Origin of the sequence: Streptomyces sp. LS1784, from assembly GCF_020103755.1 — a bacterium.
Taxonomy (GTDB): domain Bacteria; phylum Actinomycetota; class Actinomycetes; order Streptomycetales; family Streptomycetaceae; genus Kitasatospora.
This window is the reverse complement of sequence record NZ_JAHSQD010000019.1, coordinates 17,139-38,779: the sequence shown is the minus strand read 5'-3', so window position 1 is coordinate 38,779 and position 21,641 is coordinate 17,139. Positions and strand designations below refer to the sequence as shown.

Genomic DNA, 21,641 nt, shown 5'->3' with positions numbered 1-21,641 from the left:
GCCGCGACGGCCTCGGCGGCCGGGAGGGCGTTGAACCAGCGCAGCGCCAGCGCGGCGCGGCCGGCCCCGGTGAGGCGGCCGGTGAGCCGGAGGCGGGCCAGCCCGCCGTCCGGGTGGACGTTGATGCGCACGTGGGTCACCGCGCGGCCGGTGTCGAGCCGGAAACGGTGCCGGGTGTCGGGCTGGAGTCGCGTGCGAGCCAGGAGTTCGAACCACTCGCCCTCGGCCGGGTCGGCCCCGGTCGAGGCGTCGAAGCCGATCAGATCGGCCCAGCCGGGGGCATTGGCGACGAAGCAGGAGGTGTCCACCTCGACGGCCAGGACCTCACCGCCCCCGGCCAGGGCGATCTGCACCCAGTCGTTGGCCTTGTCGCGCCGACGCCGGGTCTCCCAACCGTCGCCCATGACGGAGGCGCGGCCGGGAGCGTTCAGGTTGTGCGGGGAGGAGAAGTAGCGGTCGGACGCCGCCTCGGCCACGCCGCCGTACTCCTGGGCGGCCAGGTCGAAGGTGAGGCCGTCCAGTTCGCGCGGGTCGGGCAGCACCTCGCCGTGCACCCGCAGCCGGGCGACGCCGCCGTCCGGGAAGATGTTCAGCCGCACGTGGGTGTAGCGGGTGCCGTCCGTGACGGCGAACTCGTGGGCGGTGTCGCCCCTCAGCCCGGTGCGCGGCACGATCGTGGTCCACTCGGCGTCCTGGAGTTCCTCGGGCGAGGGGTGGCCGGGGACGGACGCGGCCTCGACCGAGGCGGACTCCGGGTAGTTGCCGGTGAAGTGGGCGGTGTCCACGATCACACCGCGGACCACCCCGGCGGCACCGAGCCGGACGATCGTCCAGTCGTGGTCCTCGTCGGTGGGGTGCGGCTGGTCGGCGGAGACACCGCGGCGGCGCTTGGACTCCCAGCCGTCCATGATCTGGCCCTTGTGGCCGAACGTGTGCGGGCGGAACTCGGCCGGCTTGGCGACCAGCAGGTTCTCGGCGTCCGCGAAGGTGTCCTCGTTCGTGGCGACGACGCCCGCGCCGAGCAGCCGGGAGGCCAGGTTGACCAGCTCGGTGAAGGGAGCACTCGGGTTGTCGGCAGTGGTCACTGACTCTCCTCTAGGCGCGTTCGGACGGGGTGGTGGCGGGGTGGGAACGGGGCCGGACGAGCTGCCGGCCGAAGGGGCGGGCTGCGGGGTCCACCTCGCGACCGCGCAACCAGGTGGCGCGCACCGCACCGGTGAGGGTCCGGCCCGCGTAGGGCGTCACCGGGTTGCGGTGGTGCAGTCCGCTCGCCCGGACGGCGAACTCGCCGTCCGGGTCGAAGGCGACCAGGTCCGCGTCGTGGCCGGCGGCGATGGCGCCCTTGGTGCCGGTGAGGCCGGCCAGTTCGGCCGGTCCGGCGGACATCCAACGCACCACATCGACGAGGGTGTGGCCGCGCCGGCGGGCCTCGGTCCAGACGGCCGGCAGGCCGAGCTGGAGCGAGGCGATGCCGCCCCAGGCGGCTGCGAAGTCGCCGCTGCCGCCGTACTCGGGCAGCAGTTTGAGGTCGGGGGTGGACGGCGAGTGGTCGGAGACGACGGCGATGAACTCGCCGTTCGCCAGGGCCTCCCAGAGCGCGTCCCGGTTGGACTCGTCGCGGATCGGCGGGCAGCACTTGAAGGCGGTGTCGCCGTCCGGCACCTGCTCGGCCGCGAGGGTCAGGTAGTGCGGACAGGTCTCGGCGGTCACCCGTACGCCGTCCTCGCGGGCCTGCCGCAGCAGCGGCAGCACGGCGGCGGAGGAGACGTGCAGGATGTGCACCCGGGCACCGGTGCGCCGGGCCGTGTCGAGCAGGTGGGCGACGGCCGCGGTCTCCGCGTCGGCGGGCCGGGAGGCCAGGAAGTCCCGGTAGTGGACGCCGGGCTGCTGCGGGGCGGCGGCCAGCACGGCCGGGTCCTCGGCGTGGATGATCGCCAGCGCCCCGATCCGGGCCTGCTCGGCCAGCGCGGCCGCCAGGTCGGCGGCCTCGACGTGCGGGAACTCGTCCACCCCGGAGGGCGCGAGGAAGCTCTTGAAGCCGAACACGCCTTCCTCGTGCAACGGTTCGAGGTCCGCGACGTTGCCGGGGACGGCGCCGCCCCAGAAACCGAGGTCGACCCAGGTCTGCCCCTCGGCGGCCTTCCGCTTGAGCGCCAGCCCCGCCACCGTGGTGGTAGGCGGGATCGAGTTGAGCGGCATGTCGATGATCGTGGTGACGCCGCCGGCCGCGGCGGCCCGGGTGGCGGTGGCGAACCCCTCCCACTCGGTGCGGCCGGGCTCGTTGACGTGCACGTGGGTGTCGACCAGCCCGGGCAGCAGGGCGGTGTCACCGAGGTCGACGAGATCGCCCTCACCGGCCGTGAGCGAGCCGTGCGGGGCCGTCCGGGTGATCTTCCCGTCCTGGATCAGCACGTCCGCGGGGCGCTCGCCGTCGGGCAGGACCACCCGCCGGGAGCGGATCACCGTCGGTTGGCTGAAAGGCATGGGAGACCTCCGGAACCTGGGAGTCGTGGTGGTTCGAGGGCGCTTCGGGGGTGTTTCGAGGGCATCGCTTCGGGGGGCGGCACCTCGGGGGGCGTCGCTTCGGAGGCGGTGGAACGCGGGAGGTGGCGAGGGATTGCCGGGAGCCTAGGCCCGCCTTCAACAAAACGTCAATGGATGAACGCACGAGGGTTCAGCAGGGCAACAGCCGGGCGGCCAGCTGCTCCCCCGCGAGTTCGGCCAGCTCGGAGGCCCTGGTCATGCTCTCCCCCGGCTGTTCGGCCAGGTCGGTCAGCGCGATGGCGGCGGTGAAGCCGGCGGCGCGCCACTCGGGCTCGGAGAGCTCCAGCCGACCCGCCACGGCGGCCACTCGAACCCCCGCCCGGGCGGCCGCCGCGGCGACTCCGGCAGGGGCCTTGCCGTGGAGCGTCTGCGCGTCCAGGCAGCCCTCGCCGGTCACGACGAGGCGTGCCCCACGCACGGCCCCGTCGAAGCCCAGCAGGTCGAGCAGCAGCTCGATGCCGGGTCGCATGGTGGAGCCGAGCAGGGCGAGGGCGGCGAAGCCCACCCCGCCCGCGGCGCCGGCGCCGGGCGCCTCCCGGACGTCCCGCCCGGTGGCCCCGGCGACCAGGTCGGCGAACGTGGTCAGCCCCTCCTCCAGGACCACCAGGCCCTCGGCGTCGGCGCCCTTCTGCGGGCCGTAGACGGCGGTGGCGCCGCGCGGCCCGAGCAGCGGGTTGTCCACGTCGCAGGCCACCACGACCTCGACGCCGCCCAGGGCGTCGACCAGCGGGCCGAGGTCGATCTCCGCGAGCCTGCGCAACGCAGCGCCGCCGGGCGGGAGTTCGACCCCGTCGGCGTCGCGCAGCCGCACCCCGAGCGCCTGCACCATGCCGGCCCCGCCGTCCGTACAGGCGCTGCCGCCGAGGCCCAGCACGATCCGCTTGACGCCGAGCGAGACAGCCTTGGCGATCAGCTGGCCGACCCCGTAGGACCCGGCCGCGAGCGGGGCGGTGCGGCCGCCGGGCAGCCGGGCGAGACCGGAGGCCTGCGCCAGCTCGACCACGGCGGTGTCGTCCCGGACGGCCAGCGCGGCGTCCACCGGCAGTCCGGTCGGACCGGTCACCTTGGCCGGGACCCGGCTGAAGCCGGCCGCGAGCGCGGCGGCCAGGGTGCCCTCGCCGCCGTCGGCGACGGGCAGCTCGCGCACCTCGGTTCCGGGCGCGGCGCGCCGGATGCCTGCGGCGATCCGGGCCGCCACCTCGGCGCCGTCCAGGCTGCCCTTGAACTTGTCGGGGGCGACGACCACATGGCCCTGGCGGGGAGTGGGGGGCATGGCGCGGTCCTCGCTTCCGTACGGGTCTGGCGGTGGTGGTACGACGTGCGTCCAGCATGGGGCGGGGCGGCCCGGGGGTGCCAGCTCCTCGGCCGCAGTGGCCGGGGCGGAACGCTCCCAGGAGATGCGCCCCGTTCGGTGCGTTCCGAAGGGGGGCCGGCACCGTCCCGGGCGGCCCGGGGGTGCGACCCCCTCCCCGCCGTTCCACTGGTCCCGCTTCCGACGTACGAGAGGCTCCCCTCGGCAGGGAGGAGGCCGGGCGACGCGTACCAGGCACGACCGAAGTGCCCCCAGGGGGACGTACGCGTCACCGGCTTGGATCGACCGACGGGCGGGCGGATGAGCCCCGGCCCGCACGCCGGTCGGGTCCGGCCTCCTGACGGCGCGGGCACGACCGGATGGGTACACGCCGCCAGGAGGAACTCGGGCGGGGCTCCGCGCGGGAACCCCCGGGGGGTGTTACTCGACCTCGCGCCCGGAGAGCCGCTCGACGCCACGCAGGAGCGCCGAGTGGTCGAGCGAGCCGTCGCCGTTGGCCCGGGCGGAGGCGACCAACTGGGCCACCACGGCGCCGACCGGCAGCGCGGCGCCCACGGCGCGGGCGGCGTCGGTGACGATGCCCATGTCCTTGTGGTGCAGGTCGATCCGGAAGCCGGGGGCGAACTCGCGGTTCAGCATGTTCGCCTTCTTGCGGTTGAGCACGGTCGAGCCGGCCAGGCCGCCGCCGAGCACGTCCAGCGCGGCCGCGAGGTCCACGTCGGCGTTCTCCAGGAACACCACGGCCTCGGCGAGCACCTGGATGTTGACCGCGACGATCAGCTGGTTGGCGGCCTTGACGGTCTGGCCGGCGCCGGACGGGCCGACATGGACGACCGTGGTGCCCAGCACGTCGAACAGCGGCTTGGCCTCGGCGAAGTCCTCGGCGGCGCCGCCGACCATGATCGACAGGACGGCCTCCACGGCGCCGGCCTCGCCGCCCGAGACCGGGGCGTCCAGGGTGCGGATGCCCTTCTCCCCGGCGGCGGCCTCGACCTTGATCGAGGTCCGCGGGGTGATCGAGGACATGTCGATCACCAGGGTGCCGGGCTTGGCGTTCTCCAGCACGCCGCCCTCGCCCAGGACGACCTGTTCGACCTGCGGGTCGGCCGGGACCATCGTGATGACGACCTCGGCGTCCTTCACCGCGTCCGCGATGCTGGTGGCGCCGTGGCCGCCGGCCGCGACCAGGGCGTCGATCGGCGGCCGGGTGAGGTTGAAGCCGGTGACGTGGTGCCCGGCCTTGACGAGGTTGGCGGCCATCGGGCTGCCCATGATGCCGAGGCCGATGAAGGCGATCTTGCGGCTCATCGCGTCGAGTTCCTTACGTGTGCGGGTGGGAGGTCGGGTGGGTCCGCGGCGCGCTGCTCGGCGACTCCGCTCCTTGGCGGCTCCGCTATCCGGCTGCGCGCAGTTCGCGCGGCAGCCACCCGAAGCTGTCGGCGCTGACGCCGGTGGAGGGGCGGTACTCCAGGCCGATCGAGCCGGTGTAGCCCGCGGCCGTGAGCCGGGCGAACAGGTCCTCGAAGTCCAGCTCTCCGGTGCCGGGCTCGTTGCGGCCCGGGTTGTCGGCGATCTGCACGTGGCCGATGCGGTCGGCGTGGGTGTCGATGACGGCCGCCAGGTCCTCGCCGTTCCTGGCCAGGTGGTACAGGTCGCAGAGGAATCTGGCGTTCCCCAGGCCGGTGGCGGCGTTGACCCTGTCGACCACCTCGACCGCGGCGGCGGCCGAGACCAGCGGATAGTCCGGCGACTCGGCCCCGTTCAGGGCCTCGATCAGCAGGACGGCTCCGATTCCGTGCGCGGCCCGCGCGGCGAGCACCAGGTGCTCCAGCGCGAGCGCGTCCTGCTCGGCCGGGTCGACGCCCTCGACCCGGTTGCCGTACAGCGCGTTGAGCGCGGTGGCGCCGAGCGAGGCGGCGAGTTCCGCGGCGACCGGGACGTTGGCGCGGAAGCGGTCCCGCTCGGACGGCACCGAGACGGTACCGCGAGCGCCCTTGCTCAGGTCGTCCAGGAGGTTGAGGCCGGTGAGCCGCACGCCGGCGTCGGTGAACGCCTTGCGCAGCGCGTCCAGTTCGGCCTGCGAGGGGTCGCGCTCCTCCCCGAAGGGCCACCAGAGTTCGGCGGCGGTGAAGCCGGCCGCGGCGGCCGCGGCGGGGCGCTCCAGGAGCGGCAGTTCGCCGAACAGGATCGACAGGTTGACCGTGAAGCCGTGCTTGGCAGCCGCCGTCACGTCACTCACCTCTCATCTCTCTTCCTTCATCCGCAACTTCCACGATCCGGAAGAGGGATTCTGTGTGGTGGAAGCATCTCCGGCCTGCCGAGCGAGTGTCAAGAGAGTCGCAACATTTTGTTGAAGAAGCCTGGGCGTGCGCCGCCCCAGGGGGCCGGACCGTTCGATCACCCGGCCCCTGCCCGCCCGCACACCTGCTCGCTACAGTGACCTCGTGCGATTGATGGTGGAGTTCACGACAGAACCGTTCGAACTGGACACGTTCCCGGAGCACGCCGCGGCGGCCCGCAAGGCCGTCGACGAGGCCGGCCTGGCCGTGTCGGTCGGCCCCTTCGGCACCGGCGCCGAGGGTGAGGCCGAGCAGGTCCTCGCCGCGGTGACCAAGCTGCTCAAGGAGACCCTGGACGCCGGGGCGACCCGGATCTCGGTCCAGGTCAGCCTGCTGGGCGAGGAGGGCGGTACGCCGTGACCGAGAACGTGGAACACCCGCTCGCCGCGGCGGTGAAGCCGCTGCTGGCCGCGGTCGGCGCGACGCCCGTCCCGCTGGACGAGGCGAAGCCCGACGACGTGGTCCTGGAGTGGGAGGGCGTCCCGGCCCTGGCCGTCCGACTGCCGCACCTGGGCAGCGCACTGGACCGACTGCTCGCCGAGATGACCCGCCAGTTCGACGGCCGCCCGCTGGCCGAGCTCGACCGACTGGAGAAGCAGCGAGTCGTCGCCCTCCTGGAGGAGCGCGGCGCCTTCACCGTCCGCCACGGCGTGGAGACCGTCGCCTCGGCTCTGGGCGTCAGCCGCTTCACCGTGTACAACTACCTGAACCGCCAGGACGGCGCGAAGTCGTCCTGACGCCCCGGTTCGGCGCCCTCCGGGGCGCATGCGACCCCATTCCGGGGGCTTCCGAACGGGTGACCCCGCCGGCATGGCAGGACTGGATCGGCCTGCGGCGGGGCACACTTGGCGAATCGCACACGAAAGGGCCCGGCACCGCGGCCCGGTTCAAAACGTAACCACCAACCGTTCAACAAAGTGTTGACGGCCGGGTGGGGCCGATCTAGCTTTTCCGGGTGGCACCACTCTTCAGGAGGTCCACTCGTGACCAACCATCCCCACACCCTTGACGCCCTGGCCGCGGCCGACGCCGCGGAGTTGGAAGAGATCCTGCTGGAGGTATGCTCCAGCCCCCGCTGGGCCGCCGCGATCGTGGAGGCCCGACCCTGGTCCGACCGTGAGGCCCTGCTCGCCGCCAATTCGGCGGCCATGGCGTCACTGACGACCGAGGATCTGCGCGACGCGATGGCCGGCCACGCCCGGATCGGCGAGCCCATGGCGGGCGACGCCACCTCCGAGCGCGAACAGGCCGGAATCCAGGGCGTGAACCAGGCGATCCTCGACGAACTACACGAGGCCAACGCCGCCTACGAGGCCAAGTTCGGCCATGTGTTCCTGATCTGCGCGACCGGCCGCACCGCGGTCGGGATGCTCGCCGCCCTGCGCGATCGCCACCCCAACGACGCCGCCACCGAGGCGGAGATCGTCCGAGGGGAGCTGTGCAAGATCAACGACATCCGGCTCAACCGCCTGCTCGATGCGCCCTGACAATCCGCCAGTTTGTTTCGCACCGAATCGTTCCGGTTGCCCCATCAGGAAACTGACGCACCATCACTTCTGCCATCAGTAAGGTCACTCCACCCATGACTGGCATCTCCACCCACGTGCTCGACACCAGCCTCGGCCACCCGGCCGAGGGCGTCCCGGTCGAGCTCGCACTGCAAACCGAGGGTGGCTGGCAGGTGCTCGGCACCTCCGCCACGGACTCCGACGGCCGGGCCAAGGACCTGCCGGCCGTGGAGGCGGGCTCGGTCGTCCGGCTGCTCTTCGACACCGGCGCTTACCACGCGCTCAAGTCCTCCGAGCCGCCGTTCTTCCCCGAGGTCTCGATCGTCTTCACGGTCGCGCCCGAACAGCACCACTACCACGTGCCGTTGCTGCTCAACCCGTTCGGATACTCGGTCTACCGCGGAAGCTAGTGGACCGACCTTGAAAGCTTAGGAGCCACGTCATGGCCCACGTGCTCGGCCAGAACCAGTACGGCAAGGCGGAGAGCCGCATCGTCCGGATCCACCGCGACTCCACCCGGCACGAGATCAAGGACCTGAACGTCTCGGTCTCGCTCCGCGGCGAGTTCGAGGACGTCCACCTCACGGGGTCCAACGCCAACTGCCTTCCCACCGACACCACCAAGAACACCGTCTACGCCTTCGCCAAGAAGTACGGCATCGAGTCGGCCGAGGCCTTCGGCATCCTCCTGGCGCGCCACTTCGTCGACGACACCGAGCGCGGCGTCGTGCACAGCGCCCGGATCCGGATCGAGGAGTACGCCTGGGAGCGGATCCGGACCCCGGACAGCTCGGCCCGCTTCATCGGCTCGGAGGAGGTCGGCCACTCCTTCGTCCGCAGCGGCCAGGAGACCCGCACCAGCGAGATCGTCTACGACGGCGAGTCCGTCCAGGTGATCTCCGGCCTGAAGGACCTGGTCGTCCTGAACTCCACCAACTCGGAGTTCTGGGGCTACATCAAGGACGGCTACACCACCCTCCAGGAATCCTACGACCGCATCCTCGCCACCCAGGTCACCGCCCGCTGGAAGTTCGGCTACAGCGGCAGGGACGGCGAGGCCCAGCCCAACTGGAACCGCTCCTACACCCAGGTGAAGCGGCACATGCTGGAGGCCTTCGCCGAGACCTACTCCTACTCGCTGCAGCAGACCCTGCACGCGATGGGCACCCGGGTCCTCAACAACCGCGCCGAGGTGGACGAGGTCCGGCTCGAACTGCCCAACAAGCACCACTTCCTGGTCGACCTGGAGCCGTTCGGCCTCAAGAACGACAACGAGGTCTACTTCGCCGCGGACCGCATGTACGGCCTGATCGAGGGCACCGTGCACCGCGAGGGCGTCGTCCCGGTCATCCCGGTCGCCTGACCTCCCCGCCCCACCACCAGGTGGACACCGCCCGGAATCGCCGCACCCTCCGGTCCCCACGGGCCGGTCGAGTCCGGGCGGGCCGCTCCACCGACCCCACCACCGCACCACCGCGCGTTCCATCCGTACCAGCAGTTTCTCCACCCCCACCCCCACCCACCGGAGTTCGTGTCTGCCTCGCGGCGGCCGGCCCGGGGCACTGGAGAGGCCGGCCGAGGGATCCTTGCACCGCCGTCCCGCTCTCGGTCACACCAGCACCAGCCGCACTCCAGCGCCACGGGCGCGCCGGGAGCCACGGGCACAAGAGGGGCTCGACATGGCACCCAGCAACACCAGCAGTACAGACGGCGGTTCCACCCCGGAAAGAGCGCACGGCCCGGACGGCGTGTCGGCACACCTCCCCGGCGAGCCGCCCCGGCCCGGGACCCACCCCGTGGACGAGTTGCTGCCCCCGGTGAAGCTGTTCTCCACCGGACTCCAGCACGTCGCCGCGATGTACGCGGGGGTCGTCGCACCCCCGCTCATCGTCGGCGCCGGCGTCGGGCTCTCCGCCGCCGAACTCGCCCTGCTCATCTCGGCCAGCCTGTTCACCGCCGGACTGGCCACCCTCCTCCAGACGCTCGGCATCTGGAAGATCGGCGCGCGACTGCCGTTCGTGAACGGCGTCTCCTTCGCGGGGGTCGCGCCCATGATCGCCATAGCGAAGGAGCACGGACCGAAGGACGCCCTCCCGGTGATCTTCGGATCGGTGATCGTCGCGGGGCTCCTGTGCTTCCTCGCGGCACCGTACTTCTGCAAGCTCATCCGGTTCTTCCCCCCGGTCGTCCAGGGCACCGTGATCACCCTCATCGGGGTGTCCCTGCTTCCGGTGGCGGTCAACTGGGCGCGCGGCGGCTCGCCGGGCGCCCCCGGGTACGGCTCCATGCGGGCCATCGGCCTCGCCGCGATCACCCTCGTCGCGGTGGTGCTCTGCAACCGGCTGCTGCACGGTTTCTGGCAGCAGCTGTCGCTGCTCATCGGCTTGGCGCTCGGCACCCTGATCGCCTTCCCGCTGGGGCTCGCCGACTTCGGCGCGGTCAAGGACGCGAACGTCTTCTCGCTCCCCTCCCCGTTCCACTTCGGCGCGCCGATGTTCGACGCCGCCGCGATCGTCTCGATGTGCATCGTCATGATGGTCTCGATGACCGAGTCCACCGCCGACATGCTCGCCCTCGGCAAGATCGTCGATCGCGAGGCGGACGAGCCCACCCTCGCCGCCGGCCTGCGGGCCGACGGTCTGGCCACCGCGCTCAGTCCCGTCTTCAACGGCTTCGCCGCCAGCGCCTTCGCCCAGAACATCGGGCTGGTGGCGCTGACGAGGATCCGCAGCCGCTACGTGGTCGCGGCCGGCGGAGCCATCCTGGTCCTGCTGGGGCTGTTCCCCGTGCTGGGCTCGCTCGTCTCCCTGGTACCGCAGCCCGTCCTCGGCGGCGCCGGGATCGTGCTCTTCGGCACGGTCGCGGCCAGCGGCATCCGCACCCTCGCGGAGGCGGGGATGGAGTCCGGCTCGAACACCATCCTGGTGTCGGTCTCACTCGGTGTCGGCATCATCCCGATCGCCGTGCCGACGTTCTACGACTCCTTCCCGGAGGCCGTAAGGACCCTGATGCACTCGGGGATCTCGGCCGGCTCCGTGATGGCCGTCCTGCTCAACCTGCTCTTCCACCACGTCGGGACCGCCCGCCATACCACGTCCGGCCAGGCCTCCGGCGCGACGGTGCCGACGGCGACACCGTCCTGACCGGCCGGGGAGGGCGTGCGCCCTTCGGTGCGCGCCCCTCCCAGCCCTCCCCCATAGGAGTCACCCCATGGCAGTCCAGCCCCCGCCCGCCGACCAGCGGATCGTGATCGAGAACGTCGCGATCGCCACCGTGGACGCGAACGACACCGAGTACGCCCGCGGCCACGTGGTCATCCTCGGCAACACCATCGAGGCGGTGGGCGACGGCCCCGCCCCCGCGTGGCTGGACAACGTGGTGCGCCGGATCAACGGCGAGGGACACCTGGCCACCCCCGGCCTGGTCAACACCCACCACCACTTCTACCAGTGGATCACCCGCGGCCTGGCCCAGGACGACATCCTGTTCGACTGGCTGGTCGCCCTCTACCCGACCTGGGCGCGGATCGACGAGAGGCTCGTGCACGCCGCCAGCCAGGGCTCCGCCGCCGCACTGCTCAAGTCCGGCTGCACCACCGCCGCGGACCACCACTACGTCTTCCCCGAGGACGGCGGCGACGTGCTCGGCGCCTCCATCGGGGCCGTCCGGGAGCTCGGCCTGCGCTTCACCGCGCTGCGCGGCTCGATGGACCGCTCCAAGAAGGACGGCGGGCTGCCGCCGGACCACGCGGTCGAGGCGCTGGACGACATCCTGACCGCCTCCGAGGCCGCCGTGGACCGGTACCACGACTCCTCCTTCGGCTCGATGCTGCACGTCGCCATCGCACCCTGCTCGCCCTTCTCGGTCTCCACCGACCTGCTCCGCCAGACCGCCGAGCTCGCCCGCCGCAAGGGCGTCCGGCTGCACACCCACGGCTCGGAGACGGCCGAGGAGGAACAGTTCTGCAAGGAACTGTTCGGCATGGGGCCGACCGACTACTTCGAGTCGGTGGGCTGGCTCGGCGAGGACGTCTGGATGGCGCACTGCGTGCACATGAACGACTCCGACATCGCCAAGTTCGCCGAGACCGGCACCGGCGTCGCCCACTGCCCGTCCTCCAACGCCCGACTGGCCGCCGGCATCGCCCGGGTGCCCGACATGCTCCGGGCCGGCGTCCCGGTCGGCCTCGGCGTCGACGGCACCGCCTCCAACGAGTCCGGCGAGCTCGGCACCGAGCTGCGAAACGCCCTGCTGATCAACCGGCTGCACGGCTCCCCCACCGCGCTGACCGGGCGGCAGGCGCTGCGCCTGGGCACCATGGGCGGCGCCCGGGTGCTCGGTCGGCAGGACGAGATCGGCTCGATCGAGGCCGGCAAGCTCGCCGACCTGGCGCTGTGGAAGATCGACGGAATCATGCACTCGTCCATCGCCGACCCGGTCGCCGCGCTCACCTTCGGGGCGCTGCCGCCGCTGTCCGTGCTGTTCGTCAACGGCAACGCGGTGGTCGAGAAGGGGCAGCTGACCACCGTCGACGAGGACCGGATCGCGCGTGACTGCGCGCGGGCCGCCCGCGAGCTGGCGGCCCGTCCGGTCTGACGCCCACCCGCACTCCGGGGGCGCCCAGGGACGGTGCGCCCCCGGACTCCGTCCACCCCGGCGGGTGTACGGACCGTGGCCCCGGACCCACGGCGAGGGTCCGGGGCCGTGGCGTGCCTCCGGCCCGCTCCCACCCCCGTGGGAAGCGGGCCGGACGATCAGGGGGCCGCGGAGGGAACCGCGGATCGGGGGGCCGCGGAGGGGGCCGCGGACCGGGGGCTCGTGGACAGCGGGTTCGTGGTCGGCGGGTTCGTGGTCAGCCGATGGCAGCCGGTTGCTCCGTGTGCCGGACGGCAGCCTGGAGAGCGGCGCCCGCGAGGACGAACACCCCGGCCAGGACGGCCCAGCCGACCGCGCCGTGGGCGACCACGGTCAGGCTGATCACCAGCGGCCCGATCACGTGGGCCGCCGCCTGGCCGCTCATGAACACGCCCTGGTACTCGCCGTGGGACCGCGGATCGGCCAGGTCCAGGCTCAGCGTCCAACCGCCCGCGGAGGTGAGCAGCTCGCCGAGGCTGTGCACCAGGGCACCCACCAGGACCGCCGCGGTGGCGACCGCCGCCGGGCCCGACCCCGCCGCCGCGTAGAGCAGGCAGCCGCCCGCCAGCAGCAGGCCGCCCCGGGCACAGGCCCGGGCCGCCGACGGAACGTCGTCCACCCCGCGACTCGCCCGCACCTGGAACACCACCACCAGCAGGCAGTTGACCACGTCGACCGCGGCGACCACCGCCGCCGGCGCGTCCGTCGCGAGCACGATCCACAGCGGGATCCCCACGGTGAGCACCGGGAGTTGGAGCTCCAGCAGCGCGTGCAGCACGGTGACCAGCAGGTAGCGGCGGTCGCGCAGCACCGTCCGCCGTCCCACCGGGGCCACCGGGGCCTGCGGACCGGTCGTCCGGCGGACCGTCGGGTCACGGTCGGGCAGGCCGGCCAGCAGTGCCGTCGCGCCCAGGAAGCTCGCGGCGTCCAGGACCATCATGGTGACGTACCCGGCGTAGCTGTCGGACTGCAGCGCCAGCGCCGCACCGCCGGACCCGACCACCAGCCCCGCGTTCATCACCGAGCGCAGCAGCGAGCGCGAACGCACCTGGGTCTCGGCCGGCAGTGTCCGGGCGATCAGGGCGCTGCGCACCGCCGCCGCACCGCGCTCCAGCACCGTCGCCACACAGGCCAGGGCGACGAAGGCGGCGAAGGAGTGCACGAAGGCGTAGCCGAGCACGGCGAGCGCCTCCAGCGGCCCGACCACCATCAACAGCCGCTTGCTGCCGACCCGGTCCGCGAGCCGGCCCATCGGCACCCCGGCGAACACCCCGCAGACGCCGGCCACGCTCAGCCCGAGCGCGATCCGGCTCGGGGTCAGACCGACGGAGCGGGTCAGGAACAGCACGCTGACGGTCACGAACAGGCCGTTGCCGACGGTGTTCACCAGGCTCATCAGGGCAAGCCTGCGCAGCAGGGGGTCGGCCGGCAGCAGCCGTCGGACGGCCGAGGGAAGCACCGCGGTGGAGGTCATGGCAGTAGGACAGCGGGCTTCCCCCGGTGGCGGAACTCTTTTACCGTTGCGGTCAATGTTCGAGTTCCACTTGGGCGTCGACGACCTCGCCGCCACCTGGTTCGGCTACTCCGCCCTGCAGGAGGCGGTGTTGAGCCTGCGCGCCCGCCACTGGCCCGGGCGCTACCCGGCGCAGCAGCCGTGGACCGCCGGCTGGCAGGACCGCTACGAGACGCTGGACACCGCGCTGCTGGAGTCGATGATCGCGCCGGTCGGCTTCGTGCCGGACTTCCTGACGCCGCGTCCGCTCGGCCCCCGCCCGGACTTCTCGGCCGAGCTGGCACGGCTGGCGGCCACCCCTCCGGAGGTGGTGCGGGCCGACGTGCTGGAGGCCTACCGAGGCGGCGGGAACCCGAGCCCGCTGCCGCCGGTGCTGGCCGGGCTGATCGACGACCCGGCGGCGCTGGCCGCCCGGGCGGCCGAGGCGCTGGAGGCGTACTGGACGCGCTGCCTCGCCCCCGCCTGGTGGCCGCGCGCCCGCTCGGTGCTGGAGGCGGACATCGCCTACCGGGGGCGGATGCTCTCGGAGCGCGGGGCGGAGGGGCTGTTCGCGGACCTCGACGCCAGGCTGAGCTGGCACGCCGGGGTGCTGCGGCTCGTCGACCCGCACCCGGCGGTGAAGGCGGTGGGCACCACGGTGAACGTCGCCGGGCGCGGACTGGTGCTGATCCCGACGCTGTTCGGGCTCGGCGCGCAGACCGACGTCACCCAGGGCGGGCCGCCGCTGGTCTGCTACCCGGCGCGCGGCAAGGCGACGATGGCGGAGGGCCTGGGGCCCGCCGGCGCCGAAGCTCGGGCGGCGGTCGACGGGCCGCTGGCCGGACTGATCGGCGCCCCCAGGGCCAGGCTGCTGGCGCTGCTGGCGACCCCGGCCAGCACGACGGAGCTGGCGCACCGGCTCGGGGTCACCCCGGGTGCGGTCAGCCGTCACCTGGGCGCGCTCGCGGAGGCCGGGCTGCTGGAGCGCAACCGGCTCGGCCGCAGCGTGCTGTACCGGCGCAGCCCGCTGGGCGACGCGATGGTGGCGGGGCGCCCGAACCTCGCGGCGGGGGGCTGACAGGTTTCGGTGGACGGATTTCAGCGGACGGATAACAGCTAACAGCTGACGAAAGTTGTCAGCTGTCATCCGTTCCGGCGCCGATCCCCGGCGAGGCGTGCCGAGGCGAGCCGCACCGTGCCGCGTCGCGCCTCCCGCCGTCAGGCCTCGCGCCCGATCGTGGCGAGGTAGGCACGCCAGCCGCCGTGGTGGGTGATCTCGCGATGCACGCCGCGCTCGACCTCGCCGCGGGCCAGCAGCATCGACAGGCAGGCCGAGCCGTCCTCCAGCTTGATGACACCCAGCTCCAGCTCCCGCGGTTCGCCCGGCAGGATGACGTCCCGCAGCCGCTCCAGCGGGATGTCGTACAGCTCGCCCTCGATGGCGGTGTCCGCCTCCGGGTCGGCCAGCAGTCCCGGACAGACGTCCGTCCCGCCGCTGTGGTCGATGGAGAAGAAGCGGTAGCCGGGGGCGGTCCGGGCCGGCCCGATCAGCGAGTCGGCGACCTTGGCGTGGAAGGGGCCGCCGACCATCGCCTGGCCGTTGAAGAACATGCGCGTCATGAGTGAACTCCTCACGTGGAAAAGACCGTTCCGCACGGCGACGAGAGGACAGGTGGATTCGTCGCCGTACGGAACGCAGTGGTGGACCGCCGGGGTGCCACAGACCGGCAGGCAGCAGCGGTGGCACCGGCGGGCAGGTCGGGCTCAGCCCAGCAGGGGCAGCGCGGGAAGGGTCAGGAAGTCCACGAACTCCTCGGCCAGGGCGACCTGTTCGAAGAGCCTGGCGGCCTCGTGCCAACGGCCGGCACTGTAGGCCTCCTCGCCCAGTTCGGCGAGGAGTCCGGCCAGCTCCGCGGCGACCAGCGCGCGGACCAGCTCGGCGGTGGCCTTCTCCCCCGTGTCGGACAGCACGACCCCGTTGTGGATCCACTGCCAGATCTGCGAGCGGGAGATCTCGGCGGTGGCGGCGTCCTCCATCATGTTGAAGATGCCGACGGCGCCCAGACCCCGCAGCCAGGCCTCGATGTAGCGGATGCCGACCTGGACGGCGTTGTGCAGCCCCGCGTGGGTGCAGGTGCCGCCGGCGCCGGCGATGTCGAGCAGCTGGGCGGCGGTCACCGGCTCGGCCGGGCCGGGGTTGTCCTTCTGGTGGGGGCGCTCGCCGAGCACCGCGTCGAAGGAGGCCCGGGCGACCGGCACCAGGTCGGGGTGGGCGACCCAGGAGCCGTCGAAGCCGTTGCCCGCCTCCCGGTCCTTGTCCGCCCTGACCTTCTCCAGCGCGGCCGCGTTGACCTCGGGGTCGCGGCGGCTCGGGATGAACGCGGCCATGCCGCCGATCGCGTGGGCACCGCGCTTGTGGCAGGTCTGCACCAGCAGCCGGGTGTAGGCGGACATGAACGGCGAGGCCATGGTGACGCTGTTGCGGTCCGGCAGGATGTAGTGCTCGCCGGCGTCGCGGAAGTTCTTGACGATCGAGAACAGGTAGTCCCAGCGCCCGGCGTTGAGGCCCGCCGCGTGGTCGCGCAGCTCGTGGAGGATCTCGTCCATCTCGAAGGCGGCGGTGATGGTCTCGATCAGCACGGTCGCCCGGATCGTGCCGTGCGGGACGCCGAGTTCGGCCTGGGCGTGCGTGAACACGTCGTTCCACAGCCGGGCCTCAAGGTGGCTCTCGGTCTTCGGCAGGTAGAAGTACGGGCCGGAGTTCGGGTCCCCCTCGCCCTTGGCCAGCAGTCGGGCGGCGTTGTGGAAGAAGTAGAGGCCGAAGTCGACGAACGCGCCGGCCACCGGGGTGCCGTCGACCAGCAGGTGGTTCTCGTCCAGGTGCCAGCCGCGCGGGCGGACCACGACGGTGGCGAGCTCGGCGGCGGGCTTGAGGGCGTAGGCCTTCCCGGCCGCACTGGTGAAGTCGATCCGGCCCTCGAAGGCGTCGATCAGATTGACCTGGCCGCCGACCACGTTCTCCCAGGTCGGGGAGGTGGCGTCCTCGAAGTCGGCGAGCCAGACCCTCGCCCCGGAGTTGAGCGCGTTGACGACCATCTTGCGGTCGGTCGGGCCGGTGATCTCGACCCGGCGGTCCTGGAGCGCGCGGGGCGCCTCGGCGACCTTCCAGTCCCCGGCCCGGATGTCGGCGGTCTCGGGGAGGAAGTCCAGCGTGCCGGCGGCGGCGATCTCGGCGCGGCGGCTCCTCCGCCTGGCCAGCAGTTCCTGCCGGCGCCCCTCGAAGGCGCGATGGAGCCCGCCGACGAAGGCGATCGCCTCCGGAGTGAGCACCTCCTCCGCCCGGTGGACACGAGGACCGGCGACAGTGACGACCGGAGCGGAAGGGGAGGACGCGGTTGGGGGTACCCCCGGCCGGAGGCTGGGGGAGGGCCCCTGATCTGCAGCCATGAGCAGGACACTCCTAAGACGGTTGAGCCTGGCGAGGGGAGCTCCGGTGGGAGGTTCCCCGGGGAACTTCCTCGATCGGAACCCGCCTGTCGGCGAGTTCGATTCTGTAGGGTGGAGACTAGTTTCCGCGATACAGAATTTCAACGGTTTGTTGAAGAGGTCGCCGGGACTCTACTCCTCCCCGACAGCGAAAGGAACGCCGGTGGTTGCGACCCCCGACCCGGCATCGACGACAGGCGCCGAACGCGCGGGCGGCGGCGTGCAGTCCGTCGAACGCGCCTTCCAACTCCTGGAGGCGCTGGCCGACTCCGGCGGCGTGGCCACCCTCAGCGAGCTCTCCACCAGTTCCGGCCTCCCGATGCCGACCATCCACCGACTGGTTCGTACCCTCGTCCAGCAGGGCTATGTCCGCCAGGACACCACGCGCCGCTACACCTTGGGCCCCCGGCTGATCCGCCTCGGCGAGACGGCCGGCCGACTGCTCGGCAGCTGGGCCCGCCCGTACCTGGCCGAACTCATGGAGGCCACCGGCGAGACCGCCAACCTGGCGGTGCTGGAGGGCGGCGAGGTGGTGTACGTCGGCCAGGTCCAGTCGCGCCGCTCGATGCGGATGTTCACCGAGGTCGGCCGACGGGTGCAACCGCACTGCACCGGCGTCGGCAAGGCGCTGCTCGCCCAGCTGCCCGAGGACGAGGCCCGCGCCGTCCTCGGCCCCAACCCGCTGCCCGCGCACACCGAGTACACGGTCACCGACCCGCAGGAGCTGATGCGCCAGCTCGTCGAGGCACGCTCGCGCGGCTACGTGGTCGACGACCAGGAGCAGGAGATCGGCGTCCGCTGCATCGCGCTCGCCGTCCCGGGCGCGCCGACGCCCACGGCACTCTCGGTCTCCGGCCCGGAGGCGCGCATCCGGGCCCTGGAGGAGCAGGCCGGGGCCGCCTCACTGGTCCCCGTGATGCACCGGATCGCGACCCGGCTGGGGCAGGTTCTCGCCCCCTGACGCCCTGTCAACCATCGCTGCCGGCCCACCCGGTCGGAGAGGCACGCCGCTTCATCCGTTCGGGCGGACGACGGGCGGGTTGTCCCCGGGCTCCGGCGACGGCTCCGCCACCCTGGTGCCGACGCCGCCCGCGACGGCGCGGGCGGCCGGGACGCGAGGGCAGGGTGAACGGGGATGGAGCAGCAGCACCGGGACGTTCGGGGCGGTGAGGTACCGGGTGGCCACGTACCGGGCGGGGGTGTGCGGGGCGGCGGCGCACGACCTGCCGCGAGAGGCCGGGGGTTCGGCGGGGCCGGACTGGCCGCGGCCCTGGCGGCGGGGTGCGCGGTGACGGTGTCGGCCACCGACCCGTCCTGGGCGCTGCGGCGGCCCGAGCCCCGGCCCGCGCTGGAGGTCGTCACGACGGGCGCGTCCACGGTGTCCACCCTGCCCGTCCCGGCGGCGCCCGGGGCCTCCACCCTGCCGGCCCTGGCGAAGCCCGGAGCAGCGACGGACGCGGGATCCGAGGCCTCCACGCTGCCCGCGCCGGCCGCCGCTCGGCCGTCCGCCTCCGACCTGGAGGTGGTCCGGACCGCCCCGGACCCGGCCACCCCCGGCGGCACCACCACCGTCCGCGCCTTCGTCGGCAACGGGGGCCCGGACACCACCGCCTCCCCGTTCACGGTCGTGGTGACCCTGCCGGAGGGCGTCAGCCCGGAGGGTCCGTACTTCCCTTCCGACTGCCAGGTGCTGGGCCACGGCCGCACCGTGCGGTGCGTGTTCGGGCCCGGGCTGCGGGAGGGGCGCAGCGCGACCGCCCTCGTCCCGGTCCGGCTTGACCCGCAGCTGCCGGTGGGCAGGCTGAGCGGCGGCTCGGTCGTGGTGCGCGGCGCGGACGACCGGAACGAGGGCAACAACCGGCAGCCGTTCGACATCGCGGTGGTCGAGACGACTGCCGGCTCCTGAGTCACGCGGTCCCGCCGGTGGGGCCGGCCCGGCCTGCGGAACCGTCCTGCCGATGGCCCGTTCCTACCGGTAGACGCGGACGTAGTCGGCGGCGAAGGTGATCGGGGCGGTCCCCTGCGGCGCGGGGTGGTACTGCCCCGCGCACACCGAGAGGCTGAGGTTCAGGTACGCCGACCAGTTGGCACCGACGCCCTTGCCGTCCGAGAAGACCCTGACGCCGTTGACGTACCAGTCCACCGAGTTGGCGCCGTAGTGGGTGCCGATGGTCACCCACCGGTCCTTCGCGATGGCGCTCGCGTCGGTGTAGTACCTCGCGCTGCCCGGGTTGACGTGGTTGGTCAGCTCCAGCAGGTTCGGGTTGTCGGGGTGGTACTCGAAGGAGTCGACCTCGCCGTTGCCGTTCTTCCAGGTCCACAGGGCCGGCCAGGCGCCGCTGCCGGCGGGCAGCTTGACCCGGGTCTCGGCGTAGTCGCCGGTCTTGACCTGGAAGCCCTCGCTGGATCCCTCAGTGGTCAGGAACCCGGTGTTCCAGGACTGCTTGCCGTTCTCCAGGGCCGGCCCGCCGGGCGTGGCGGTGAAGGTGGCGACCCCGTTGGCGACGCTGACGTTGTTCCTGTTCAGCCAGTCGAGCTTGTTGTCGCCCGGGTTGTGATTGCCGTACTTGTACGCGGAGCTCTTGTCGCCGACCCAGCGCCGGCCCCAGCTGATCGCGCCGTTGAACTCGTCCGACCAGGTCAGCGACTTGCCGGCGACAGGGGAGGACGGCGCCGGGGCGCTCGGGCTCGGGGTTGCGCTCGGCGACGGGGTCAACGTGGTCGTCGGGGCCGGCGTGGTCGGCGTCGTCGCGGTGGTCGGGGTCGGCTTGGTCGTCGGGGTCGGCTCGGCGGTCGGCGTCGGGGTCGGCGTCGCGATCGGGGTCGAGGTCGGGGTCGGGGTGGACGTCCCGGTGGCGGAGACGACCAACTGCTGCGACGGCAGGTTGTGCCAGGCGCCGCCGAGCTCCTGCCAGAAGCCGAACCGGGTGTACGTCCCGGCGGGCAGGGCGCGCGCACCGCTGGTGAAGTCGACCCCGCTCGGGCAGATCTGCACGTTGGAGACGTTGCCGGGGAAGTCGAGGTTGTTGCCGCGCGCGTCGCGCACGCCCACACCGACGGTCTTCGCGGTGAAGCAGGCCGCGGAGTGCAGGCCGAGCGAGGCGGTGGTGGCCCTGCCCGCGACCATGGTGGCGGGGCCGAGCCGGTCCTGGGTGACGGTCGACGCGGTGACGGCCTGGGCACCGGTGACCGCCGACAGACCGAGCAGTCCGGCGCCGCTGATGGCGAACGCCCCGGTGGCGGCGAGGGCGGCATTGCGTCCGCGGTGGGACGGACGGGCATGGCGCGGTCCACCGCGGCGGGCGGACGCGGGCGCCGGCCGGTGCGTCGAGCTGGCAGGCTGGGGCATGGGGTGACCTCTGCGACGCCTGCGAGGTGAGCTGTCGGGTTCGGGCTGAGGTCGCCCGGCCGCCTGCGGAGCGGCTTCACCCCTAGCCGCGGCCCGTACGCTCTGGCGTGCGGCCCGGGCGCTGACCTTGGTTCCCCCGCTCCCGTCCGCTGTGGTGCTCGGTGACCCGCCGGCGGGTGGACAGGATTCGGCGTCCCGGCGGCGGGGTCCGCGAGGGCGGACGACCGTTGCAGGCTAGGTGGGTCGTACGTGAGCGGACAACTCGGCCGGGCAGGTTGTCGCGCAGCTCACAGTGGTGTCGATCAACGACGCTGTGTGGCAGTCGAGTTGATCAATTTCCGGGAGCGGGAGAGCCAAGGCGGGCCAGGCGGACGGGCGTCCGGCGCCCAGGCGAGCTCCAGGTGGTTCAGGCCGGCGAGCAGCCGGGTGCCGCCGACCGCCGCGATGCCGATGGTGTCCAGCGCGCTCGCGGTGAAGACCAGCGCATCCGGGCGGCCGCGTGGTGGCGGACCGTACCGTGGCGAGTGCCTGACCGAGTGCGCCCGGTCGGATAAATTGGAAGCCTGACATCATCCGCCGTGCACAAGAGCGGCGAGCCCGACCGGATGCTCGCCACGACCGAACAGGAACGAGGACCCGCCCCGCCATGACCGCGCCCCTGCCCGCCTTCGCCGGCCGCACCTACCTCTTCCGGGCCGACAACGGCGCGGCCTTCCGCAACACCTACTCGGCCGACGGCACGCGGCTGCGCTGGGAGGGCCTCGGCGAGTCCGCGGGCCAGTGGGAGGACGTGCGGCTGCACGTCGCCGAGGTCGCACCGGAGATCTACTTCGTCAGCTGGACGGAGCAGAGCGGGATCACCGTCAGCCACGTGATGGACCTCGGCAAGCTGACGGTGCGGGCCTTCTGGACCTTCGAGGGCGAGGGCGGCCGGGTCGGCGAGCTGCACACCGGGACGCTGGAGCGGGTGGCCTGA

General features: G+C 72.8%; 20 protein-coding genes and 1 riboswitch. Of the genes, 11 read left to right on the top strand and 9 right to left on the bottom strand.

What is annotated here, in order from left to right; all coding sequences use genetic code 11:
- The 5 genes from alc to KS423_RS04810 form a co-directional block, all read right to left on the bottom strand.
- A partial coding sequence (alc, locus tag KS423_RS04830) for an allantoicase (protein ID WP_224275197.1) occupies nucleotides 1–1,085 on the bottom strand: 1,085 nt, incomplete at its 3' end.
- A 10-nt stretch (nucleotides 1,086–1,095) separates the two neighbouring features.
- Nucleotides 1,096–2,484 carry an allantoinase AllB gene (gene allB, locus KS423_RS04825; RefSeq protein WP_224275195.1) on the bottom strand — a complete coding sequence of 463 codons (1,389 nt, stop codon included), beginning with the start codon at nucleotides 2,482–2,484 and terminating at the stop codon, nucleotides 1,096–1,098.
- Between the two features lie 190 nt (nucleotides 2,485–2,674).
- On the bottom strand, nucleotides 2,675–3,817 hold the full coding sequence (locus tag KS423_RS04820) for a glycerate kinase (RefSeq protein ID WP_224275193.1): 1,143 nt from the start codon (nucleotides 3,815–3,817) through the stop codon (nucleotides 2,675–2,677).
- A gap of 459 nt (nucleotides 3,818–4,276) precedes the next feature.
- Entirely contained in the window at nucleotides 4,277–5,164 is an 888-nt protein-coding gene (locus tag KS423_RS04815; protein ID WP_224275190.1) for a 2-hydroxy-3-oxopropionate reductase, read from the bottom strand.
- An 85-nt stretch (nucleotides 5,165–5,249) separates the two neighbouring features.
- Nucleotides 5,250–6,095 (bottom strand): TIM barrel protein, encoded by an 846-nt coding sequence (locus tag KS423_RS04810; protein ID WP_224275189.1) that lies wholly within the window; start codon nucleotides 6,093–6,095, stop codon nucleotides 5,250–5,252.
- Nucleotides 6,096–6,309: 214 nt separating this feature from the next.
- On the opposite strand from KS423_RS04810, the gene KS423_RS04805 reads away from it, so the two are divergent.
- From KS423_RS04805 to KS423_RS04775, 7 genes are all read left to right on the top strand, one after another.
- Complete coding sequence (locus tag KS423_RS04805) at nucleotides 6,310–6,555, top strand: thiamine-binding protein (RefSeq protein WP_224275198.1); 246 nt, start codon at nucleotides 6,310–6,312, stop codon at nucleotides 6,553–6,555.
- Entirely contained in the window at nucleotides 6,552–6,932 is a 381-nt protein-coding gene (locus KS423_RS04800) for a helix-turn-helix domain-containing protein (RefSeq protein ID WP_224275187.1), read from the top strand. Before KS423_RS04805 ends, KS423_RS04800 begins: the two co-directional genes overlap by 4 nt.
- Nucleotides 6,933–7,178: 246 nt before the next feature.
- Nucleotides 7,179–7,682 carry a 2-oxo-4-hydroxy-4-carboxy-5-ureidoimidazoline decarboxylase gene (gene uraD / locus KS423_RS04795; protein WP_224275185.1) on the top strand — a complete coding sequence of 168 codons (504 nt, stop codon included), beginning with the start codon at nucleotides 7,179–7,181 and terminating at the stop codon, nucleotides 7,680–7,682.
- A gap of 95 nt (nucleotides 7,683–7,777) precedes the next feature.
- On the top strand, nucleotides 7,778–8,113 hold the full coding sequence (gene uraH, locus KS423_RS04790) for a hydroxyisourate hydrolase (RefSeq protein WP_224275184.1): 336 nt from the start codon (nucleotides 7,778–7,780) through the stop codon (nucleotides 8,111–8,113).
- A gap of 32 nt (nucleotides 8,114–8,145) precedes the next feature.
- The gene (gene pucL, locus KS423_RS04785; protein ID WP_224275181.1) at nucleotides 8,146–9,066 is read left to right on the top strand and encodes a factor-independent urate hydroxylase; all 921 of its coding nucleotides are present in this window, start codon (nucleotides 8,146–8,148) and stop codon (nucleotides 9,064–9,066) included.
- A gap of 316 nt (nucleotides 9,067–9,382) precedes the next feature.
- Nucleotides 9,383–10,846, top strand: a complete 1,464-nt coding sequence (locus KS423_RS04780) for a nucleobase:cation symporter-2 family protein (RefSeq protein WP_224275178.1) — start codon at nucleotides 9,383–9,385, stop codon at nucleotides 10,844–10,846.
- Nucleotides 10,847–10,913: 67 nt separating this feature from the next.
- Nucleotides 10,914–12,299 carry an 8-oxoguanine deaminase gene (locus tag KS423_RS04775; RefSeq protein WP_224275176.1) on the top strand — a complete coding sequence of 462 codons (1,386 nt, stop codon included), beginning with the start codon at nucleotides 10,914–10,916 and terminating at the stop codon, nucleotides 12,297–12,299.
- A 256-nt stretch (nucleotides 12,300–12,555) separates the two neighbouring features.
- On the opposite strand, the gene KS423_RS04770 is transcribed toward KS423_RS04775, so the two are convergent.
- Entirely contained in the window at nucleotides 12,556–13,812 is a 1,257-nt protein-coding gene (locus KS423_RS04770; RefSeq protein ID WP_224275174.1) for an MFS transporter, read from the bottom strand.
- A gap of 55 nt (nucleotides 13,813–13,867) precedes the next feature.
- Between KS423_RS04770 and KS423_RS04765 the strand changes: the two genes are divergently transcribed.
- A complete protein-coding gene (locus tag KS423_RS04765) occupies nucleotides 13,868–14,908 on the top strand; it encodes a helix-turn-helix transcriptional regulator (RefSeq protein ID WP_224275172.1) in 1,041 nt (346 codons plus the stop codon).
- 140 nt (nucleotides 14,909–15,048) lie between these two features.
- Here KS423_RS04765 and KS423_RS04760 read toward each other — a convergent pair whose 3' ends face one another.
- Together KS423_RS04760 and aceB are read right to left on the bottom strand one after the other, a co-directional pair.
- The gene (locus KS423_RS04760; protein WP_224275171.1) at nucleotides 15,049–15,450 is read right to left on the bottom strand and encodes a gamma-glutamylcyclotransferase; all 402 of its coding nucleotides are present in this window, start codon (nucleotides 15,448–15,450) and stop codon (nucleotides 15,049–15,051) included.
- Between the two features lie 144 nt (nucleotides 15,451–15,594).
- Nucleotides 15,595–17,277, bottom strand: a complete 1,683-nt coding sequence (aceB, locus tag KS423_RS04755; protein WP_224275169.1) for a malate synthase A — start codon at nucleotides 17,275–17,277, stop codon at nucleotides 15,595–15,597.
- Nucleotides 17,278–17,479: 202 nt separating this feature from the next.
- Between aceB and KS423_RS04750 the strand changes: the two genes are divergently transcribed.
- Both KS423_RS04750 and KS423_RS04745 read left to right on the top strand, forming a co-directional pair.
- Nucleotides 17,480–18,277: an IclR family transcriptional regulator gene (locus KS423_RS04750; RefSeq protein WP_224275167.1), complete on the top strand. Its 798-nt coding sequence runs from the start codon at nucleotides 17,480–17,482 to the stop codon at nucleotides 18,275–18,277.
- A gap of 333 nt (nucleotides 18,278–18,610) precedes the next feature.
- Nucleotides 18,611–19,222 (top strand): hypothetical protein, encoded by a 612-nt coding sequence (locus tag KS423_RS04745; RefSeq protein ID WP_224275165.1) that lies wholly within the window; start codon nucleotides 18,611–18,613, stop codon nucleotides 19,220–19,222.
- A 63-nt stretch (nucleotides 19,223–19,285) separates the two neighbouring features.
- On the opposite strand, the gene KS423_RS04740 is transcribed toward KS423_RS04745, so the two are convergent.
- On the bottom strand, nucleotides 19,286–20,665 hold the full coding sequence (locus KS423_RS04740) for a family 16 glycosylhydrolase (RefSeq protein ID WP_224275162.1): 1,380 nt from the start codon (nucleotides 20,663–20,665) through the stop codon (nucleotides 19,286–19,288).
- 1 nt (nucleotide 20,666) lies between these two features.
- A riboswitch (cyclic di-AMP (ydaO/yuaA leader) is annotated at nucleotides 20,667–20,832 on the bottom strand.
- A gap of 479 nt (nucleotides 20,833–21,311) precedes the next feature.
- On the opposite strand from KS423_RS04740, the gene KS423_RS04735 reads away from it, so the two are divergent.
- Entirely contained in the window at nucleotides 21,312–21,641 is a 330-nt protein-coding gene (locus tag KS423_RS04735) for a MoaF N-terminal domain-containing protein (protein WP_224275159.1), read from the top strand.

Coding starts and splice junctions, on each gene's coding strand:
- KS423_RS04740 (WP_224275162.1), bottom strand. CDS start 20,665: ATGCCCCAGCCTGCCAGCTCGACGCACCGGCCGGCGCCCGCGTCCGCC.
- KS423_RS04780 (WP_224275178.1), top strand. CDS start 9,383: ATGGCACCCAGCAACACCAGCAGTACAGACGGCGGTTCCACCCCGGAA.
- pucL (WP_224275181.1), top strand. CDS start 8,146: ATGGCCCACGTGCTCGGCCAGAACCAGTACGGCAAGGCGGAGAGCCGC.
- KS423_RS04760 (WP_224275171.1), bottom strand. CDS start 15,450: ATGACGCGCATGTTCTTCAACGGCCAGGCGATGGTCGGCGGCCCCTTC.
- KS423_RS04765 (WP_224275172.1), top strand. CDS start 13,868: ATGTTCGAGTTCCACTTGGGCGTCGACGACCTCGCCGCCACCTGGTTC.
- KS423_RS04735 (WP_224275159.1), top strand. CDS start 21,312: ATGACCGCGCCCCTGCCCGCCTTCGCCGGCCGCACCTACCTCTTCCGG.
- allB (WP_224275195.1), bottom strand. CDS start 2,484: ATGCCTTTCAGCCAACCGACGGTGATCCGCTCCCGGCGGGTGGTCCTG.
- uraH (WP_224275184.1), top strand. CDS start 7,778: ATGACTGGCATCTCCACCCACGTGCTCGACACCAGCCTCGGCCACCCG.
- KS423_RS04820 (WP_224275193.1), bottom strand. CDS start 3,817: ATGCCCCCCACTCCCCGCCAGGGCCATGTGGTCGTCGCCCCCGACAAG.
- aceB (WP_224275169.1), bottom strand. CDS start 17,277: ATGGCTGCAGATCAGGGGCCCTCCCCCAGCCTCCGGCCGGGGGTACCC.
- KS423_RS04770 (WP_224275174.1), bottom strand. CDS start 13,812: ATGACCTCCACCGCGGTGCTTCCCTCGGCCGTCCGACGGCTGCTGCCG.
- KS423_RS04815 (WP_224275190.1), bottom strand. CDS start 5,164: ATGAGCCGCAAGATCGCCTTCATCGGCCTCGGCATCATGGGCAGCCCG.
- KS423_RS04775 (WP_224275176.1), top strand. CDS start 10,914: ATGGCAGTCCAGCCCCCGCCCGCCGACCAGCGGATCGTGATCGAGAAC.
- KS423_RS04805 (WP_224275198.1), top strand. CDS start 6,310: ATGGTGGAGTTCACGACAGAACCGTTCGAACTGGACACGTTCCCGGAG.